This is a genomic window from Streptomyces polyasparticus (assembly GCF_014493765.1).
Taxonomy (GTDB): Bacteria; Actinomycetota; Actinomycetes; order Streptomycetales; family Streptomycetaceae; genus Streptomyces; species Streptomyces polyasparticus.
In genome coordinates, this window is the sequence record NZ_JACTVJ010000031.1 from 1 (window position 1) to 17555 (window position 17555).

The window sequence follows — 17555 nt, forward strand, 5'->3', positions numbered from 1 at the left end:
ACAAGGGGAGGTAGTCATGCCAACTCCGAAGGCCGGTAACCCCGTTGCGGGGCTACGAAAAAGGTAATGGGGGGGGGGCAGGGCGCGGACTCGGCGAGCTGCGGCGGGTGGGCCCGAAGCCGCAGCAGCAGCGTCTCCGTGCCCAGCGCGACGGCCGCCGCGACCCCTTCGTAGGCGAGAACGGGGACGCCGTACGCGGAGTGGAGCTGCCCGTACGGAGCGAGTGCGCCGATCCGCTCCATGAGGTCGGGGTGCGTGTGCAGTTCCCAGGCGTCGATGTCGTACGTCCGTACCGGTCCTGGAGGGGCGGCCTGCGCCCGCAGAAAGGCGAGGACGGCGGTGTTCTGCGGGAGGCCGGGGAGGGTCGGCAGGGGCGGCGGGGTCGGCATGGCTCGTGAAGATAGGGCTCCGGGCGGGCTTCGCGCCACGGTGCGGCGTAAGGCGCGCAGGCCTCAACTGGCTTGGGGCGCCCGGGAGATCGCCTGCCGCTAGCCGCTTGCGGCAGGTACCGGCTCCGTACGGGGAGCCGGGATGCGGTAGGCGCGAAGGGGCGCGTTGGCCGCGGTCACGGCGGCGACCGCGAGGGCGGCGGAGAGGCCGCCGAAGACCAGGGACGAGGTGGCGGAGGTGGCGGAGGCCAGCAGGCCGCCGCGGAAGTTGCCGAGTTCGGGGCCCGCGACTCCGATGACGTGTTCCATGGACGAGACCCGTCCCCGGTAGGCGTCCGGAGTCTCCAGCTGGACCAGGGCGCCGCGCGTGATGACGGAGACGGTGTCGGCAGCGCCCGCCACAGCGAGGCAGGTCAGTGCCAGCCACAGCGGGCCCGCCAGACCGAAACAGGCCAGCGCGATGCCCCAGACGCCGGCCGCGGACAGCTGCACCAGGCCCGCCCGGCTCCAGCGCGTCACCGTGCCCGAGAGCAGGCCGGCGGTGATGCCCCCGACGGCGACGGCCGAGAGGAACAGGCCGAGGGTCTCCGGGTTGCCGCCGAAGCGGGTCTCGTTGACCAGGGGGAAGAGAGCGATCGGCATGGCGAGCAGCGTCGCGGACAGGTCGGTGGCCATCGAGCCCCACAGCCGCGGGCGGCGCAGGACCACTGACCAGCCGCCGCGCTTCGGACGGACGCCACGCCTCGGGCGAGGGCCGTGGTCCGTCGCGTCCGCACCTTCGGGCCGCATGGCGGGCAGGCGGAGCACCGTGAGCACCGAGACGGCCGTGGCCGCCGCCTGGGCGGCGTACGCGGCGGGCAGATCCCAGCGGGCGATGATCAGCCCCGCCAGCGCGGGACCGGCCAGCATCGAGGCCTGGAAGGAGACGTTGTTCAGGGCGAGACCGGCCGCGACCTGATCACCGGGAAGCAGCCGGGCGGGGAAGGTCCGCCGGGCAGGGGCTCCGAGGGCACCGCAGCTGGTGACCGCGGCGACCAGGGTGAGCAGCAGCACCGTGCTGGTGTTGCCGGCCAGGGCCTGGGCGCAGAGTCCCGCCGAGGCCACCAACTGCCCCACGGTGGTGGCCCGCACCAGCGCGCGGCGGTCGACGGTGTCGGCCAGCGTGCCGCCGAGCAGCCCGAACAGCACCATCGGCAGACCGGTGGCGAGGCCGATCGCGCCGGTCCCCACGGGACTGCCGGTCAGCTCCCAGACCTGGGCGAGTACCGCCACGGTGGCGATCTGCCCGCCGAGCTGCGCCGCCGACGTGCCGATCCACAGAGCGCGGAAGGGCGCGCTGCCGCGCAGCGGACGGGTGTCGAGGAACCGGACGCGTATCCGTCCGCTGCGCGCGGCGGCCCGACTCATCGTGGCGGCTCGCTTCGCTGCGTCGACTGGCTTTGCTGCGCCGGCTCGCTGCGCCGCGGTGGCTCGCTTCGCCGCGCCGGCTCGACGAGATGGTCTCGTACGCGCTGCCGCATCGGGCGGCGCTCAAGTGCCCGCCGTATGTCCTCGACGACGGCGGTCATCGCGTAGGGGATCTCGCCGTCCAGCTCGGCGACCGTCGCGTGGGTGGCGCGCCACTCCGCCTCCAGGAAGGGGACGAGGGACCGGCCCCGCTCGGTCAGATCGATCCGCCGGGTCCGGGCGTCGGGCCCCGGCTCGGACGTGACGAGGTCTTCCTTGCGCATGGCGGCGACGGTCTGGCTGATCGCGGAGTGCGAGCGGCCCAGGGACGCGGCCAGCTCGCGGATGGTGAGGGGGCCGGTGTGGGCGAGACGGATCAGCGGAAAGGCGAACCGGGGCCGCACGCCCTCGATGCCCCGCTCGATGTAGACCTGCTCGATCTCGGCGTCCATGGCGGCCAGGAGCTCGTGCAGGGCGTGCCAAGGATCGGGGACGGCGGTGGGATCGGGGACGGCGGTGGGGTCCGGGCCGGGGGATGCGGTGGGATCCGTAGATGTCACAGCGCTAATATAACAGCACTGTTGTAAACCTGGCCGGAAAATTTTGAAACGGGGCAAAAGGGACGCTCGCGCGGTTTCCGTATATCGAACACGGTGGGCTGTGCCTGGCTACAACAGGCTCAGGCCGTTTACTGTCATTCATCCAAAGGTTCACATCCCTTATGTCCTGCGCAATGCAATGCTGAGACAGGGGAGTCTCAGCTTCCGGATGTGGAAACCGCAGCGCTTAACGTCCTGTTCATGACGCAGCTGGATGCCCGGCCCCAGGCCGGAGACGCGGTACGGACGGTCGCCACCGACGGCGGCGGGCAGGACGGTGTCCGTGCCAAGGGGCTCGGCCGGAATTCGGTCGGCCTGACGGGCAGTGCCGTCATCGGCATCTCCACGGTCGCGCCCGTCTACTGCCTCACCTCGACCCTCGGCTCCACCGCGGGCGAGGTCGGCGTCCAGATGCCCGCGATCTTCCTCGCCGGGTTCCTGCCGATGCTCCTCGTGGCCTTCGCCTATCGCGAGCTCAACAAGGCCGTGCCGGACTGCGGCACCTCCTTCACTTGGACCGTGAAGGCCTTCGGGCCGCGGATCGGCTGGATGTGCGGCTGGGGCCTGGTGGTCGCCACGATCATCGTCCTGTCGAACCTGGCGGGCGTGGCCACCTCGTACTTCTGGCTCCTGGCCGGCGAGATCACCGGCAATCCGGAGATCGCCGCCCTCGACGGCAACAAAGCCGTCCACATCGTCACCTGTCTGACCCTCATCGCCGTCGCCACCGCGATCAGCTACCGCGGCATGACCGCGACCAAGGGCGTCCAGTACGCGCTCGTCGGACTCCAGCTCCTGGTGCTCGTCCTCTTCGTCGTGATGGCGCTGCAGAAGGCGGACTCGTTCGCCACCAGCGTCGACTTCTCCTGGTCGTGGCTGAACCCGTTCGCGGTCGGCTCGTTCGCCGCCTTCACGGCGGGCCTGTCGCTGTCGATCTTCATGTACTGGGGCTGGGACGCCTGCCTGACCGCCAACGAGGAGACCATCGGCTCCGAGAAGACCCCCGGCCGCGCGGCCCTCGTCTCGATGGTCGTGCTCGTCGGCTCCTACCTCGCGACCGGCATCGCCGCGCAGATGGCCGTCGGCTCCGGTGACAAGGGCCTCGGCCTTGCCAACCCCGAGACCTCGGACAATGTCTTCGCCGCCCTCGCGGGCCCGGTCATGGGCCCCGGCCTCGGCATCCTGCTCTTCCTCGCGGTGCTCGCCTCCGCGGCCGCGAGCCTGCAGACCACCTTCATCCCGGTGGCCCGCACGGTCCTCGCGATGTCCGCGTACGAGGCCCTGCCGCCCTCGCTCGGCAGGACCCACGCGCGCTTCAAGACCCCCGGCCGCGCGACCGTTCTCGCGGGTATCGCCACCGGTGTCTTCTACGCGGTGATGACCCTGGTCAGCGACAAGGTCCTGGTCGACACGATCTACGCGCTCGGCCTCATGATCTGCTTCTACTACTCGATCACGGCCTTCGCCTGTGCCTGGTACTTCCGCCGCGAACTGACCCGCTCGGCCCGCGACTTCGTCTTCAAGGGCGCCTTCCCGCTGCTCGGCGGCGTGCTGCTCGCGGCCGTCTTCGGCAAGACGCTGTACGACATGTGGGACCCGGCGTACGGCAGCGGCTCCTCGGTCCTCGGCGTCGGCTCCGTCTTCGTGATCGGCGTGGGGCTGCTCGCCCTCGGCCTGGTCATCATGTTCGTGACGGAGCGCCGCAGCCCGGCGTTCTTCCGCGGCGAGGTCCTGACGAAGGAGACGCCGGCGCTGGTCGTGGCGGACTGAGTTCAGAGGGCGGACCGAGCTCCGAGAGCTCAGAGGGCGGACCGAGCTCAGATACGGGTGGAGCTCAGATACGGATGGAGAGCGCCACGTCGCGCCAGTCGTCGAGCTCCCGTCGTACGAGGTCCAGTTTCGCCTCGACCCGGTCGACCGCGTCCGCTCCCAACTGCAGGCGCAGCGGCGGCTCGTCGGCCTCGGTGAGGTCGACGACCGCCTTCGCCGCCTTCAGCGGATCGCCCGGCTGGCGGCCGTCGGCCTGGGCCAGGGCCTCGCGGACCGGGCCCGCACCGGCGGCGTAGTCGGCGATGGTGGCGGGTTCGACCCGGATGCTCGTACCGCTGAGGAAGTCCGTGCGCAGGCCGCCCGGCTCGACGACGGTCACGCGGATTCCGAGCGGGGCGAGTTCGCCGTGCAGCGCCTCGGAGATGCCTTCGAGCGCGAACTTCGACGCACCGTACAGACCGACCGCCGGCGCGGTGGCGAAGCCGCCCACGGAGCCGATGTTCAGGACGTGCCCGGAGCGCTGGGCACGGAGCGTCGGCAGTGTGGCCCGCAGGGTGTTGAGCACGCCGAACACGTTCACGTCGAAGAGCGCGCGTACGGCCTTGTCGGAGGTCTCCTCGACCGCGCCCACCAGGCCGTAACCGGCGTTGTTGACCACGACGTCGATCCGGCCGAACGCGGCCAGACCCGCCTCCACCGCCGCCGCCGGCTGCCCCGGTTCGGTCACGTCCGCGCTCACTGCGAGGAGCCCGTCCGGCCGTTGCGGATACGCCCGCTCCACCGCGGACGCGTCCCGCGCCGTCGCGATCACGCGGTGCCCGCGGTCAAGCGCCTCCCGGGTGATCAACGCGCCGAGCCCACGTGACGCACCGGTGACGAACCACACGCTCATGCTGTCCCCTGCTCCTCAGCGCCGGTCCTGCCGACCGGCCGAGGGTCCGACGCTAGAAGCTAGAGTCCGGTCTAGATCAAGAGCTCGGCGGGGAGATCGAGAGCTCGGCGGGGGATCGAGAGCTCGGCGGGGGATCGAGAGCTTGGCGGGGCGAGCGGGGGCGCACTCATGGACCTGAGCATCGGTGAGGTGGCGGCGCGCAGTGGGCTGAGCGTGCACGCGCTGCGGTTCTACGAGCGGGAGGGCCTGTTCGCCAACCCGGTACGCCGGCTGTCCAACGGCCGCCGGGTCTACCACGAGGAAGACCTGGAGTGGCTGGCGATCTGCACCAAGCTGCGCTCCTCGGGCATGCCGCTGGCCGCGATTCGGCAGTACATCGAGCTGGCCCGGCAGGGTCCCGGCAACGAACGCGAGCGGCTCGAGGTGCTGCGGGCGCATGAGCGGCAGGTCGAGGCCCGGATCGCGGATCTGCACGAGACCTTGGCCGTGATGCGCGAGAAGGTGCGCATCTACGAGGAGCATCTCGCCCGCGGCGAGGCCGATCGGCTCTGGAACCCGTCCCGTCCGGAGGCCTGAGCGCTCATGTGACGGGTGCCGTTGCCCGGTCCTTCGCCGCGCGGAACGTGCGGCGGTACGCCGCCGGGGTGGTCGACAGGGCGCGGTGGAAGTGCTGGCGGAGGCTGTCGGCGCTGCCGAGACCGCTGCGTTCGGCGACCGCGTCCACGCCCAGGTCCGTGGTCTCCAGGAGTTCGCGGGCGCGGGCCAGGCGCTGCTGGTTGAGCCACTTCAGCGGGGTGACGCCCACCTCCGCCGCGAAGTGGCGGCCGAAGGTCCGGGTGCTCATGCCCGCCCGGGAGGCCAACTCGCCGATCGTGAGCGGCTGGTGCAGCCGGGCCACCGCCCAGTCGAGCACCGGGGCGAGGCCCTGGGGCGGGCGCGGCAGCGCGGCCGGCGGCGGTGCGTACTGGCTCTGGTCGCCCTCGCGGTGCGGGGCCACGACCATGAAGCGGCTGACCTCCGCGGCGGCCGCCGTGCCGTAGTCGCCGCGCACGATGTGCAGACACAGATCGATGGCGGCGGCGGTGCCCGCGCTGGTGAGGACCGAGCCCTCGTCCACGTACAGGGAACGGTCGTCCACCTCCACGGCGGGATGGCGGCGGCGCAGCTCCTCCGCGTACATCCAGTGCGTCGCGGCCCGGCGTCCGTCGAGCAGGCCGGCCGCGGCGAGCACGAACGCGCCCGAGCAGAGCGCGGCGATCCGGGTGCCGCGGGCGTGCGCGGCGCGCAGGGCTTCGAGCAGGTCGGCGGGCGGCTCGTAGCCGTCCATCAGGCAGGCGGGGACCACGATCAGATCCGCCTCGTGCAGCGCTTCCAGGCCGCGCTCGGCCGAGAGGCTCAGGCCGCCGGGCGCGTGCTGGACGCCGCCGGGGGCGGTGGAGCACAGCGTCAGCTCGTATCCCTTGCCGGCGAAGACCGCGCACGGCACGGCCAGCTCGAACAGGGAGGTTCCTTCCAGGAGCGTCACGACCACGCGAACCGTCATGGCGCAAATCTAGGGGAGCCTGACGTTTTCGCCAATGGTGTGGGTGGGGGTGTGGCCCGACGGTGGAGGCATGGCACTTACGGACCTTCGCCGTCGCGCGACACGACACACGACCGGCGCCCCCGACCCCGCCCGCCGTCTCGCCCTCGCCGGGATCTCGGCGATCGGCGTGACCTTCGGTTTCGCGCGGTACGGGTACGGGCTCTTCCTGCCCGAACTGCGCGCGGAATTCGGGCTCTCCGTCTCCCTGCTCGGACTGATCGGCAGCGCCACGTACGTGGGGTATCTGGCCGCGCTGCTCATGGTGGGCGCGCTCGTCACCCGGTTCGGGCCGCGCCCGCTGGTGCTCGCCGGCGGGATCAGCGCGACCGTGGGGATGGGCTGTGTGGCGTTCGCCCCGGGGCCCTGGCTCCTGGTCGCCGGCCTGATCCTCGCCGGTACGAGCTCCGGCTGGGCCTGGGCGCCCTACTCCGACGCGGTCGACCGCATGGTGCCCGCCGGGCGCCGCGAACACGTGATGGGCGCCATCTCCAGCGGCACGGCCTTCGCCGTGGTGCTCGCGGGCCCGCTGGCCCTGCTCGCGCACGGGACCCGCTGGCGGTACGCCTGGCTGGCCTTCGCGGTGGCGGCGCTGGTGTCGACGGTCTGCAACGCGCGGGTGCTGCCCCGCGGTTCGGGACGGAAGGGCAACGCGCGGGTGCTGCCCCGCGGTTCGGGACGGAAGGGTAACGCGCGGGTGCTGCCCCGCGGTTCGGGACGGAAGGGCACGGGCCACCGGGCGCACCGCCTCCCGTATCGGCGCAGCGCCCTGCCCCTGCTGCTCACCGCCGTCCTGTACGGGCTCGTCGGCGCGGTCTACTGGTCCTTCGCCGTCGAGGTGATCACCGGTGCGGCGGACACGGGAGCGGCCACGGCGCCCCTGTTCTGGTCCCTGATCGGCGCGGCCGGCACGGCGGGGGCGCTGACGGGGCACGCCCTGGCGCGGTACGGGCTGCGCCGGGTGCACGGGGGACTGTTCCTCGGGATCGCCGTGGCGGTCGCCCTGCTCGGGCTCGCCCCGGGTGCGCTGCCCGCGGTCGGGCTCTCGGCGCTCCTGTACGGCCCCTGCTTCATGGCCGGCTCCGGGCTGCTCGCGGTGTGGAGCTACCGGGTCTTTCCCGAGCGGCCCGCCGCCGGCTTCACCGTCACGGTCTTCTTCCTGGGCCTCGGCACGATCGCGGGCCCCGCACTCCTCGGCGCCTTCGCCCAACTCCACGGCCTGCGCCCGGCGTTCCTCCTCACGGCAGCCCTCACTCTCGTGGCCTTGCTGTGCGGCCCGCGCCGCGGGGCGGACGCCTAGGCGCCGAGTCTGGTCCGCTTGGCAGCCACCGCGACAGGATCCGCGGGGCCGTTGGCCTCGTCGAAGCCCGCGAGGAGTTCGTCGAGGCCGTCCCGTTCGATCCGTCGCTGGGCCGCCTTCTCGATGGAGGCGGAGGCGCTGCTTGCGGGGCCCTCGCCGGGCGGGGGAACGGGATGATCGGCAGCCATGCGGCGAGTGTGGCACTGCATATGCCGCACTCGCCACCAGTCCGCCCCACAGGGGCCGCGCCTGTCTCCCGGCCCCGCGGAGCCCCTCCATGCTCAGGCGGCCAGGCGCATGGCCAGGTCCTTCGCCTGGCGTTCGGCCGTCGCGAGGGCCTCCTCGCGGGAGCGCTCGAACAGCGGGATCAGCTCTGCCATCTCCGGCACCGCGGGTGCCATCGTCAGTTCGGGGACGATGAAGTCGACCTCCATGCCGAGGCCTTCGCCGAGCGCGAGGCCCAGGTAGTTCTGCACGTGGTCGTTGCCGTGCTGCGGGGTGCCCTCGCGGTAGGAGCCGCCCCTGCTGGTGACCACCACCGCGCGCTTGCCCGCGAGGGTGCGCTGCTCGGTGTGCGCGGTGCGGCCCACGGCGAAGGCATGGTCGATCCAGGCCTTGAGGGAGGACGGGATCGCGTAGTTGTACATCGGGGCGCCGAGAAGGATCACATCCGCCGCCTCGGCCTCCTCGATCGGACGGGCGCGCAGCGCGAAGGCGGCCCGCTCGGCGGGGGACTGCGCGGCGGGATCGACGAAGCCCGCGTAGTACGCCCCGGCCTGGAGGTGCGGCACGGGGTCCGTGTCGAGATCCCGGTAGATCACCTTGCCCCCGGGGTGCTCGCTCTCCCAGGTACGGCGGAACGCGGCGGTCGCGGCGCGGGAGTGCGAGTGCTCGCCGTTGAGGAAGGTGTCGATGTGAAGCAGCGTGGCCATGTTCGTTTTCCTGAACGGAAGTTGAGGGCAGCCGGGGAGCGGACTGTTCCCGCCCCCGGCGATCCACAGCCTGCTTCCTCAAGCGCGCTTGAAGTCCAGCGGGAGTGAGCCGCCTCACTTCCCGAGAGGCCCCGGGAGGCCGATTTCGTCTCAGCCGTCCCGGCGGGAGCGGAATGCCCCCGTCGGCGCTCCGTGCATGCCTAGGGTCCGGCTTGGTTACTCAACTCTGGTCAACTACGCGTCGCAGAGGGCGAGATGAAGATCGGTGTGCTGGGTGCGGGGCGGATGACCGAGGCGCTGGCCGGGCGCTGGATCGAGGCCGGGCACGAGGTGTTCATCGGCGGCAGGACCCCGGAGAAGGCGGCCGACCTCGCGAAGAGCCTGGGCGCCGCCGGGGCCGGCACGCTGCGTGAGGCCGCCGCGTATGGGGACGTGATCCTGCTCGCCGTACTGCGGGAAGGCCTGGAGAGCACCCTCGCGGCGGCCGGGGCGGGGGAGGGGACGCTGGCCGGCAAGACGGTCGTCGACGTCGGCAACTCCGTCGACACCGAGGACTGGTCCCAAGTCACCTGGGAAGGCCGGTCCATGGCCGAGCGCGCGGCCGAACTCGCGCCGGGCAGCCATGTGGTGAAGGCGTTCAACCTCGCCTTCAGTGATGTGTGGAAGACCCCGCCGGTGTACGGCGGGCGGCCGCTCGCCGTGCCGTTCGCGGGCGCCGCCGAGGGCAAGTCCGTGACCCGCAAGCTGATCCAGGAGGTCGGCGCCGCCCCGCTGGACGCCGGCGACCTGTCCCAGACGCCCCATCTGGAGGCGATGGGCTGCGTGGTGATACGTCAGCTGTTCGGCGGGGCGCACCTCGGCTCGACCTTTGCCTTTCTGACCCCGGACGACGCCTGAGAGGACCCGGGTCACGGAGGGGCCGCCCTCCGTGACCCGGGCACGCCCGGCTAGGGCCCCAGGAAGATCGGGTTCGTGAACGCCGCCAGCGGACCCGGGAGTTGGGGCACCTGAGCGGGGCGGCGGACTTCCGCCCGTACATACGAGGCGTACGAAGCCGTCGTGCGCCACTCGGCCGTCAGCTCCCCGGACTCCGGCACCACCGCCGAGGTGAACAGGGTGCCCTGGTCCGTGACGAAGCGGATCGTGCAGCCCGGGACGCCCTTCGCCGCCAGGCGGACCGTCACCTCGTCGTCCCGGTCGACGTCGAGCCGCCCGCCGATCCCGGCGTGCCTGCCGCGGCCGCCCGCCGCGGAGAAGTCCAGCGAGACGGCGGCGGATTCGGCCACGTACGAACGGCCCGCGCGGATGCCCGCCAGGATCGCCTCACGGGTCAGATCGTCCGCGAGCACCACCGTCTGCGGGGTGCCGATGCGGTCCGCGGGGGAGTGGGCGTCGCTGTTGCCCATCGCCGGGGTCCAGTTGCGCGGGTCGGCCTGCAGGGTGTTGTCCCAGGACTGCAGCGAGACCTCGTCGTCGGGCGTGAACGGACCGTTCCACACCTCCACCGCGTCCGCCTCGCCGAAGCCGAACTTCCAGTTGCAGCCGATGCAGGTGGCGTGCGGATGCGCGGGCACGACCAGACCGCCCGCGCGGCGCACCTCGCGCGCATAGTGGCCGAAACGGTTGTCGCGCGCCCGGTAGCGCCAGTCGACGAAGGTGCCGCCGTCCATGCCGAGCGCCACGATGTGCCCGTTGCGCGTGGTGATCTCCTCGCCGGTCAGGATCAGCAGGTCGTCACCGGCCTCCGGGGCCCAATGGGCGTGCGCGGAGTGGGTGTTGTGCTCCGAGGAGTTGATGAAGTCCAGACCGGCGGCGCGGGCGGCCGCGGCGATCTCGGCCAGGGTCCGCTTTCCGTCCGAGTACCAGGAGTGGATATGGCAGTCGCCCCGGTACCAGGCACGCCCGCGCCCCTTCGCACGCTCCGGCGGATAGGCGGGCTTCGAGGTCGGCGCCTGCTCCCCGTACTTGAGCGTGATCGTCACCTCGTACGGGAGTCCCTGCGGCGCGACCGTGTACGGGCCGAGCGCGATATGCCACGTACCGGGGCGGATGCGGCCCGGGATGTAGCCGGGGGTCGCGTCGTCGGAGCGGAGGAAGAACTCGGTGCGCGCACCGCCCGACCAGCCGCGGAACCCGCGTCCGCCGAGCTCGGTGCCGCGTTCGTCGAAGATGCCGATGTCGAGCGCGTTGCCCTGTGTGCCGGGCGGCACGGGCAGCTTCTCGTACGTGTAGGCGACATGGATCTCGCGCACGCCGCGCGGCACCTCGACGGGCAGATAGACGAAGTCGGGGGAGCCGGTGGGCAGTGTGCCGCGCACCACCTCGGTCTCCTCGCCGGACTCGTTCGGCGGCTGGCGCTCCTCGGCGCTGGCGAAGGTCACGGTCCCCAACGTAAGCGCGGTGGCCGTGCCCGTCACCAGCAACGCGCGTCTGCCCATGAGGTGTTCACCGCCGTGCCCGGCGGAGTGTTCCGTGCAGTTCCCTGTGTCGTGTGCCTCGCACATGCCGTTCTCCCGGTGGTGGTCGGAGGTGTGGTGCGTGGTGTGACCTTCGTAGTCAGGGCTGAAGTGCGGTGCAAGGGGCGGGAGTTGTGTGGCGGGTGAACATCCGTCTGTGGGGCGTGGGGCGTGGGGGGTGGGGCGTGGGGGGTGTTGGGTGTGAGGCGTGGGCTGCGTTGTCAGTGGGCGCCGATAGCCTGAGAAGGGCTTCGGCCCCCGGGCGGGAGGGGACTGTCCGCGTACGGGCCGGAGGGGACTGTCCGCCCCCGGGCGGGAGGGGACTGTCCGCGTACGGGCCGGAGGGGACTGTCCGCGTACGGGCCGGAGGGGACTGTCCGCGTACGGGTGACGCATCAGGCAGCCCCTGCGTATGGACTTGACCACCCCCCAGGGTTAGGAAGCCCCATGCGGATCTCGGCGACCCTGTATCTGACCGATGAGACGATCACGCCCGTGCGGCTCGCGCGCGAGCTGGAGGCGCGTGGCTTCGCGGGGCTCTATCTCCCCGAGCACACCCATATCCCCGTGTCCCGTGAATCGCCGTACCCCGGCGGTGAGATGCCGCCGGAGTGCGCCCGGATGCTCAGCCCCTTCGTGGCGCTCGCCCAGGCCGCGGCCGTCACCTCACGGCTCGGCCTCGGCACCAACATCGCGCTCATCGGCCAGCACGACCCCGTCGACCTCGCCAAGCAGATCGCCACCCTGGACCACCTGAGCGGCGGCCGGCTCACGCTCGGCATCGGATACGGCTGGAACCGCGAGGAGGCCGCCGACCACGGCGTCCACTGGCCGACGCGACGGGCGCTCGTACGGGACCGGATGGCGTTGATGCGGGCACTGTGGAGCGCGGAACCTACGTCATACGACGGGGAGTTCGGCAGTGTGGCGGCCAGTGACGTGCACCCCAAGCCGGCCGCGCGGCCGGGCCGTGCGCTCGTCGGGCCGAGGACGCTGATCGGGGGTGCGCCGGGGCCGCGTCTGTACGGGGAGATCGCGGAGTTCGCGGACGGCTGGATGCCGGTGGGCGGCAGCGGGCTCGCCGCGCGGCTCGGGGAACTGAGGGAGGTCTGGGAGCGGGCGGGCCGGGCCCCCGAGGAGCCGTATGCCGCGGTCACGGCGGTCGTTCCCGACGCCGGGAAGCTGGAGCACTACGCGGCGGTTGGAGTGGACGAGGTGATCCTGCAACTGCCGCCGCGCGGGGAGACCGACGTGCTGAAGGCGCTGGACGAATTCGGAAGGTACTTGTGAGCGAGCCGAACCACCCCGAGCCGACCCACCCCGAGCCGACCCACCCCGAGCCGACCCACCCTGTGATCAACAGCTCTCGAACAGTTGTCGGCGGGCGCTCGTATGCTCGGTCCATGACTGATCAGCAGGCCACGGCCCCTACTGCCAATGCGATGCGCCGCGCTCTGAAGCGCGCGCGGGACGGTGTGGCGCTCGACGTCACCGAGGCGGCCGTGCTGCTCCAGGCGCGCGGCGAGGACCTGGACGACCTGACCGCGTCGGCGGCGCGCGTGCGGGACGCGGGGCTGGAGGCGGCCGGACGGCCCGGGGTCATCACGTACTCGAAGAGCGTGTTCATACCGCTGACCCGTCTGTGCCGGGACAAATGCCACTACTGCACCTTCGTGACGGTGCCGGGCAAGCTGCGCCGGGCCGGGCACGGGATGTTCATGTCCCCGGACGAGGTGCTCGACATCGCGCGGCGCGGCGCCGAGATGGGGTGCAAGGAAGCCCTGATCACCCTCGGCGACAAGCCCGAGGACCGCTGGCCCGAGGCCCGCGAGTGGCTGGACGCGCACGGCTATGACGACACCATCGCGTACGTACGGGCCATCTCGATCCGGATCCTGGAGGAGACGGGTCTGCTGCCGCACCTCAACCCCGGGGTGCTCTCCTGGACCGACTTCCAGCGGCTCAAGCCCGTCGCGCCCTCGATGGGCATGATGCTGGAGACCACCGCCGAACGCCTGTGGTCCGAGCCCGGAATGCCCCACTATGGCTCGCCCGACAAGGAACCGGCCGTGCGGCTGCGGGTGTTGGAGGACGCCGGGCGTTCGTCCGTGCCGTTCACCAGCGGGCTCCTGATCGGCATCGGCGAGACGTACGAGGAGCGCGCGGAGTCGCTGTTCGCGCTGCGGCGGGTGGCGCGGGCGTACCACGGCATCCAGGAGCTGATCATCCAGAACTTCCGCGCCAAGCCGGACACGGCGATGCGCGGGATGCCGGACGCGGAGCTGGACGAGCTGGTCGCGACCGTCGCCGTCGCGCGGCACATCATGGGCCCGTCGGGGAATCTGCAGGCACCGCCGAATCTGATCGCGGGCGAGTACGAGCGCCTGATCGGCGCGGGGATCGACGACTGGGGCGGGGTCTCGCCGGTCACGATCGACCATGTGAACCCGGAGAAGCCCTGGCCGCAGCTGGACGAGCTGACCGAGCGCTCCTCGGCCGCCGGCTTCGAGCTGCGCGAACGGCTGTGCGTGTACCCGGAGTTCGTGACCCGCGGCGAGCCGTGGCTCGACCCGCGTGTCCTTCCCCACGTAAGGGCGCTCGCCGATCCCGCGACCGGGCTCGCGATCCCGGACGCACCCGTCGTGGGCCGGCCGTGGCAGGAGCCCGACGAGGGCTTCACCTCCGCCGGACGTACGGACCTGCACGCCACGATCGACACCGAGGGCCGCACGGGCGACCGGCGCGAGGACTTCGATGTCGTGTACGGGGACTGGGAGGCGCTCAGGGAGGCCGCGGCGCCCGGGATGGTGCCCTCGCGCCTGGACGGTGACGTACGGTCCGCGCTGGCCACGGCCGCCGACGACCCGACGAAGCTCACCGACTCCGAAGCGCTGGCGCTGCTGCACGCGGACGGTCCGGCCCTCGACGCCCTGACCCGGATCGCGGACGATCTGCGCAAGTCCGTGGTCGGCGAGGACGTCACCTACATCGTCACGCGCAACATCAACTTCACCAACGTCTGTTACACCGGCTGCCGCTTCTGCGCCTTCGCCCAGCGCCGCACCGACGCCGACGCGTACACGCTCTCCCTGGACCAGGTCGCCGACCGCGCGGCGCAGGCCTGGGACGTGGGCGCGGTCGAGGTCTGCATGCAGGGCGGCATCCACCCCGACCTGCCCGGCACGGCGTACTTCGACATCGCGCGTGCCGTGAAGAAGCGCGTCCCGGGCATGCACGTGCACGCCTTCTCGCCGATGGAGGTCGTCAACGGGGCTTCGCGCACGGGCCTTTCGATCCGGGAGTGGCTGACGGTGGCGAAGGAGGCGGGCCTCGACTCGATCCCCGGCACGGCCGCCGAGATCCTCGACGACGAGGTCCGCTGGGTGCTCACCAAGGGCAAGCTGCCCACGGCCACCTGGATCGAGGTCGTCAAGACGGCCCACGAGCTGGGCATCCGCTCCTCGTCCACGATGATGTACGGGCATGTGGACCAGCCCCGGCACTGGCTCGGACACTTCCGTACGCTCGCGCGGATCCAGCAGGAGACCGGCGGCTTCACGGAGTTCGTGACGCTCCCCTTCATCCACACCAACGCACCCGTGTACCTGGCGGGCATCGCCCGCCCCGGCCCGACCGACCGCGACAACCGCGCGGTCACGGCCATGGCCCGCCTCCTCCTGCACCCGCACATCCCCAACATCCAGACCAGCTGGGTCAAGCTGGGCACGGAGGGCGCGGCGGAGATGCTCCGCTCCGGGGCCAACGACCTGGGCGGCACGCTGATGGAGGAGACCATCTCGCGGATGGCCGGCTCGTCCTACGGCTCGTACCGCTCGGTCAAGGACCTGATCGCCATCGCCACGGAAGCGGGCCGCCCGTCCCGCCCCCGCACGACCCTCTACGGCGAGGTCCCCGAGGAACGGGTACGGGCGGCGGAGGCTTCGGATGGGCATTTGCCGGAGTTGTTGCCGGTCCTTGACTGACGCATCCGAGAGCGGACGGAGATGCCCCATGGTGGCGGCCGGGCTGCGAGGCCCGGCCGGTGTGAGCGGGACGCGGTCAGACCGCGCAGGCCTTGAGGCCGGACCAGCCGGAGAACGGGTAGGGGGCGAGGAAGGTACGTGTCTGGCCGGGTGTGAACTTCTTGCAGGAGCTGTCCGGCCCGAACGACCACTGAGCCTTGCGGCCCACTGTGACGGAGCAGTAGCTCTTGGACGACGTGGGCAGGCCGACCCCTGCGTTGTTGGACAGGACACAGTCGGCCGCGGCTGCGGGTGACGTCGTGGCCAGCCCGATTCCCGCACTGGACAGAAGGATGGTTCCGACAGAGAGCGCTGCGCGGGCCCGCATGGAGCGAGTCTTCTTCATGGTCTGGGTCCCCCTTGGTGTCGACCTGTGGAGCGGTGCTTGACCGACGGCTGTGCGGACACGCCGTCCGACGGCATCGTGGCGGACCGACCCTTCAACAACCTTGTACGAACCTGGACTCCCTGGTCACCGGGGGCGGACACCCGCCTGGGCAGGCCGACCGCGCCGTCTACTGCCGCGCGTGGATCCGCCCCGTACCGGCCCGCCGGCTCCCGGGCCCGGGCATCGCTGTACGGCAGCACTGGTGGGAGGCCTTCCGGGGAGCGGCCGGGTGCTGGACACCCGCCTCGTCCCGGTTGTGGCCGACGGCGGACTTGCGGATCAGGACCTCGTCGAGGCCGAACACGGTGTCCGCGACAGTCCGTCTCTGACAGATCTTCACCCTGCCATGGGCGGACCGGGCAGTCAGGAGGTCAGCCAGTCCTTCAGACGGGTCGCGGTCAGGTGCGCACCCTCGGCCGCGGTGTCCCGCCGGCCGGGTGCGGATGCGAAGGGGCCGGCCGTCTCGTCGGTGAGGACGCGGCGTGCGTCGCCGCGTGCGGCGAGCAGGGTCCGGCCCAGCTCGTCGAGCGGCAGCACCTCGGGCCCGGCGACCTCCCGTATCCCGTCGAGCGGATCCCCGGCGGCGAGCCGCGCCACGAAGCGGCCCGCGTCGGCCGCGGCCACGGGCTGCAGCGGGGTGGACGGCAGCCGTACGGTGCCGGCGGCGGCGTCCGAGGTCCAGGAGAGGATCTCGTCGAGATACTCGAAGAACTGGGTGGCGCGGACGACGGAGTACGGCAGGGGGCCGCTCCGGTAGAGCTGCTCCTGCTCGGACTTGGCCCGGTAGTAAGGGTGCCCCGGCAGCGTTCCCACGCCCACCACCGACAGCAGCACCGCATGCCGGACACCCGCTTTTGCGGCGGCGCTCAGCACCTGTCCTGCCGCCGTGCGGAAGAACGCGACGGCGGACTCGTCGGCGGCAGCCGACTGCGCGGCGTCGATCACGACGTCGGCGCCGGCGAGCGCGGACCGCAGTCCCTCGCCCGTGGCCAGATCGACGCCTGTGGACCTGGAGTGCGCTGCGGCCTCGTGCCCTTCGGCGAGGAGGGACCGCACGATGTGCTGACCGACGCGTCCGGTCCCGCCGATGACGGCGAACTTCATGAGGGTTGAACCCTTCTTGTGCATACGGGTGGGGGTGGAGGATCGGGCCCCAGCCGAGGACGGCGGTGGGCTCAGCCGAAGATGGCCGTCGGCTCACCCAGGAACCAGGTGTTGTGGATGACCATCCTGCTGACCAGCCAGCGACCGCCCCCGTCACCGGAGCCTGACGCGCGCACGAGCTCCACGTCGTACGGGTTCTTGAGCAGCGCATACGTGGAGTGGTCGGCGGTCAGCAGATGCTGGGCCTCGACCAGGGCGGTGAGACGGGCGGTGTCGCCGTCGACGGTGACGCGCGGGTTGGTGATCTGGTGGGTGGTGTCCACCCGGCCGGTGAACAGCCCGAGGATCGTGGTGACGATGGTGTCCCGCCCGGCCATCACCGGCGGCGCCGCACCCCACTTGGCGGCCGCCGGGCGGAAGTCCAGCTCGGCGTCCTCGGCGAAGGCGGAGGCGAACAGCTCCTTGTCCTTGAGGTCCTGGCCGAGCGCGAACCGGTACAGCGCGTCGACGATCTCCGTACGGTCCCGCAGCTCGGCGACGACCGCGGCGGTGTCGTGGGCGGGGGCGGCGAGTGCGGCGTGCTCGGTGACGAACATGGAGGCTCCTTGGTGTAGCAGCAGGTCGGAGTGGGTGTGCCGGGTTCTTTCGGCACCACTGATCCTGCTGGGGGCCGCC

General features: G+C 71.7%; 18 protein-coding genes. 6 read left to right on the forward strand and 12 right to left on the reverse strand.

All coding sequences use genetic code 11. The features are described 5' to 3' along the window. Nucleotides 1-14: 14 nt before the first annotated feature. The 3 genes from H9Y04_RS41200 to H9Y04_RS41210 all read right to left on the reverse strand — a co-directional run bounded on the left by H9Y04_RS41200 (nt 15) and on the right by H9Y04_RS41210 (nt 2395). Nucleotides 15-389: a hypothetical protein gene (locus H9Y04_RS41200; RefSeq protein WP_187819394.1), complete on the reverse strand. Its 375-nt coding sequence runs from the start codon at nt 387-389 to the stop codon at nt 15-17. 99 nt (nt 390-488) lie between these two features. Then, nucleotides 489-1796, reverse strand: a complete 1308-nt coding sequence (locus H9Y04_RS41205) for an MFS transporter (protein ID WP_187819395.1) — start codon at nt 1794-1796, stop codon at nt 489-491. Beyond that, complete coding sequence (locus H9Y04_RS41210) at nt 1793-2395, reverse strand: MarR family winged helix-turn-helix transcriptional regulator (protein ID WP_308801921.1); 603 nt, start codon at nt 2393-2395, stop codon at nt 1793-1795. The genes H9Y04_RS41205 and H9Y04_RS41210 overlap by 4 nt, the downstream gene beginning before the upstream one ends. A gap of 240 nt (nt 2396-2635) precedes the next feature. On the opposite strand from H9Y04_RS41210, the gene H9Y04_RS41215 reads away from it, so the two are divergent. Beyond that, nucleotides 2636-4204 (forward strand): APC family permease, encoded by a 1569-nt coding sequence (locus H9Y04_RS41215; protein WP_187819396.1) that lies wholly within the window; start codon nt 2636-2638, stop codon nt 4202-4204. A gap of 64 nt (nt 4205-4268) precedes the next feature. Here H9Y04_RS41215 and H9Y04_RS41220 read toward each other — a convergent pair whose 3' ends face one another. Then, nucleotides 4269-5096, reverse strand: a complete 828-nt coding sequence (locus H9Y04_RS41220) for an oxidoreductase (RefSeq protein WP_187819397.1) — start codon at nt 5094-5096, stop codon at nt 4269-4271. 168 nt (nt 5097-5264) lie between these two features. On the opposite strand from H9Y04_RS41220, the gene H9Y04_RS41225 reads away from it, so the two are divergent. After that, entirely contained in the window at nt 5265-5672 is a 408-nt protein-coding gene (locus H9Y04_RS41225; protein ID WP_187819398.1) for a MerR family transcriptional regulator, read from the forward strand. A 4-nt stretch (nt 5673-5676) separates the two neighbouring features. Here H9Y04_RS41225 and H9Y04_RS41230 read toward each other — a convergent pair whose 3' ends face one another. Then, a complete protein-coding gene (locus tag H9Y04_RS41230) occupies nt 5677-6627 on the reverse strand; it encodes a GlxA family transcriptional regulator (RefSeq protein WP_438818218.1) in 951 nt (316 codons plus the stop codon). Nucleotides 6628-6709: 82 nt separating this feature from the next. Here H9Y04_RS41230 and H9Y04_RS41235 point away from each other — a divergent pair, with 82 nt between their 5' ends. Then, nucleotides 6710-7978 (forward strand): MFS transporter, encoded by a 1269-nt coding sequence (locus H9Y04_RS41235; protein WP_187819400.1) that lies wholly within the window; start codon nt 6710-6712, stop codon nt 7976-7978. On the opposite strand, the gene H9Y04_RS41240 is transcribed toward H9Y04_RS41235, so the two are convergent. Together H9Y04_RS41240 and H9Y04_RS41245 are read right to left on the reverse strand one after the other, a co-directional pair. Next, the gene (locus tag H9Y04_RS41240; RefSeq protein ID WP_187819401.1) at nt 7975-8166 is read right to left on the reverse strand and encodes a hypothetical protein; all 192 of its coding nucleotides are present in this window, start codon (nt 8164-8166) and stop codon (nt 7975-7977) included. The two genes, H9Y04_RS41235 and H9Y04_RS41240, sit on opposite strands and share 4 nt — an antisense overlap. Before the next feature lie 93 nt (nt 8167-8259). Beyond that, on the reverse strand, nt 8260-8910 hold the full coding sequence (locus H9Y04_RS41245) for an FMN-dependent NADH-azoreductase (protein WP_187819402.1): 651 nt from the start codon (nt 8908-8910) through the stop codon (nt 8260-8262). Between the two features lie 255 nt (nt 8911-9165). On the opposite strand from H9Y04_RS41245, the gene H9Y04_RS41250 reads away from it, so the two are divergent. After that, nucleotides 9166-9807, forward strand: coding sequence for an NADPH-dependent F420 reductase (locus H9Y04_RS41250; protein WP_187819403.1), 642 nt, complete (start codon nt 9166-9168; stop codon nt 9805-9807). 50 nt (nt 9808-9857) lie between these two features. Here the strand turns inward: H9Y04_RS41250 and H9Y04_RS41255 are convergent, their stop codons facing one another. After that, a complete protein-coding gene (locus H9Y04_RS41255; RefSeq protein ID WP_236072079.1) occupies nt 9858-11348 on the reverse strand; it encodes a CehA/McbA family metallohydrolase in 1491 nt (496 codons plus the stop codon). Nucleotides 11349-11813: 465 nt separating this feature from the next. Between H9Y04_RS41255 and H9Y04_RS41260 the strand changes: the two genes are divergently transcribed. Together H9Y04_RS41260 and H9Y04_RS41265 are read left to right on the forward strand one after the other, a co-directional pair. Next, the gene (locus tag H9Y04_RS41260) at nt 11814-12656 is read left to right on the forward strand and encodes an LLM class F420-dependent oxidoreductase (RefSeq protein ID WP_187819405.1); all 843 of its coding nucleotides are present in this window, start codon (nt 11814-11816) and stop codon (nt 12654-12656) included. A 113-nt stretch (nt 12657-12769) separates the two neighbouring features. After that, nucleotides 12770-15349: a bifunctional FO biosynthesis protein CofGH gene (locus H9Y04_RS41265; RefSeq protein WP_187819406.1), complete on the forward strand. Its 2580-nt coding sequence runs from the start codon at nt 12770-12772 to the stop codon at nt 15347-15349. Between the two features lie 76 nt (nt 15350-15425). Here the strand turns inward: H9Y04_RS41265 and H9Y04_RS41270 are convergent, their stop codons facing one another. The 4 genes from H9Y04_RS41270 to H9Y04_RS41285 all read right to left on the reverse strand — a co-directional run bounded on the left by H9Y04_RS41270 (nt 15426) and on the right by H9Y04_RS41285 (nt 17476). Further along, nucleotides 15426-15734, reverse strand: coding sequence for a hypothetical protein (locus H9Y04_RS41270; RefSeq protein WP_187819407.1), 309 nt, complete (start codon nt 15732-15734; stop codon nt 15426-15428). 169 nt (nt 15735-15903) lie between these two features. Then, nucleotides 15904-16116 carry a hypothetical protein gene (locus tag H9Y04_RS41275; RefSeq protein WP_187819408.1) on the reverse strand — a complete coding sequence of 71 codons (213 nt, stop codon included), beginning with the start codon at nt 16114-16116 and terminating at the stop codon, nt 15904-15906. A 23-nt stretch (nt 16117-16139) separates the two neighbouring features. Further along, complete coding sequence (locus tag H9Y04_RS41280; protein WP_187819409.1) at nt 16140-16880, reverse strand: SDR family oxidoreductase; 741 nt, start codon at nt 16878-16880, stop codon at nt 16140-16142. 71 nt (nt 16881-16951) lie between these two features. Next, nucleotides 16952-17476, reverse strand: coding sequence for a nuclear transport factor 2 family protein (locus H9Y04_RS41285; protein WP_187819410.1), 525 nt, complete (start codon nt 17474-17476; stop codon nt 16952-16954). Nucleotides 17477-17555: the final 79 nt, after the last annotated feature.

Coding starts and splice junctions, on each gene's coding strand:
- H9Y04_RS41260 (WP_187819405.1), top strand. CDS start 11,814: ATGCGGATCTCGGCGACCCTGTATCTGACCGATGAGACGATCACGCCC.
- H9Y04_RS41200 (WP_187819394.1), bottom strand. CDS start 389: ATGCCGACCCCGCCGCCCCTGCCGACCCTCCCCGGCCTCCCGCAGAAC.
- H9Y04_RS41270 (WP_187819407.1), bottom strand. CDS start 15,734: ATGAAGAAGACTCGCTCCATGCGGGCCCGCGCAGCGCTCTCTGTCGGA.
- H9Y04_RS41240 (WP_187819401.1), bottom strand. CDS start 8,166: ATGGCTGCCGATCATCCCGTTCCCCCGCCCGGCGAGGGCCCCGCAAGC.
- H9Y04_RS41205 (WP_187819395.1), bottom strand. CDS start 1,796: ATGAGTCGGGCCGCCGCGCGCAGCGGACGGATACGCGTCCGGTTCCTC.
- H9Y04_RS41280 (WP_187819409.1), bottom strand. CDS start 16,880: ATGAAGTTCGCCGTCATCGGCGGGACCGGACGCGTCGGTCAGCACATC.
- H9Y04_RS41250 (WP_187819403.1), top strand. CDS start 9,166: ATGAAGATCGGTGTGCTGGGTGCGGGGCGGATGACCGAGGCGCTGGCC.
- H9Y04_RS41245 (WP_187819402.1), bottom strand. CDS start 8,910: ATGGCCACGCTGCTTCACATCGACACCTTCCTCAACGGCGAGCACTCG.
- H9Y04_RS41285 (WP_187819410.1), bottom strand. CDS start 17,476: ATGTTCGTCACCGAGCACGCCGCACTCGCCGCCCCCGCCCACGACACC.
- H9Y04_RS41215 (WP_187819396.1), top strand. CDS start 2,636: ATGACGCAGCTGGATGCCCGGCCCCAGGCCGGAGACGCGGTACGGACG.
- H9Y04_RS41255 (WP_236072079.1), bottom strand. CDS start 11,348: ATGGGCAGACGCGCGTTGCTGGTGACGGGCACGGCCACCGCGCTTACG.
- H9Y04_RS41265 (WP_187819406.1), top strand. CDS start 12,770: ATGACTGATCAGCAGGCCACGGCCCCTACTGCCAATGCGATGCGCCGC.
- H9Y04_RS41235 (WP_187819400.1), top strand. CDS start 6,710: ATGGCACTTACGGACCTTCGCCGTCGCGCGACACGACACACGACCGGC.
- H9Y04_RS41225 (WP_187819398.1), top strand. CDS start 5,265: ATGGACCTGAGCATCGGTGAGGTGGCGGCGCGCAGTGGGCTGAGCGTG.
- H9Y04_RS41220 (WP_187819397.1), bottom strand. CDS start 5,096: ATGAGCGTGTGGTTCGTCACCGGTGCGTCACGTGGGCTCGGCGCGTTG.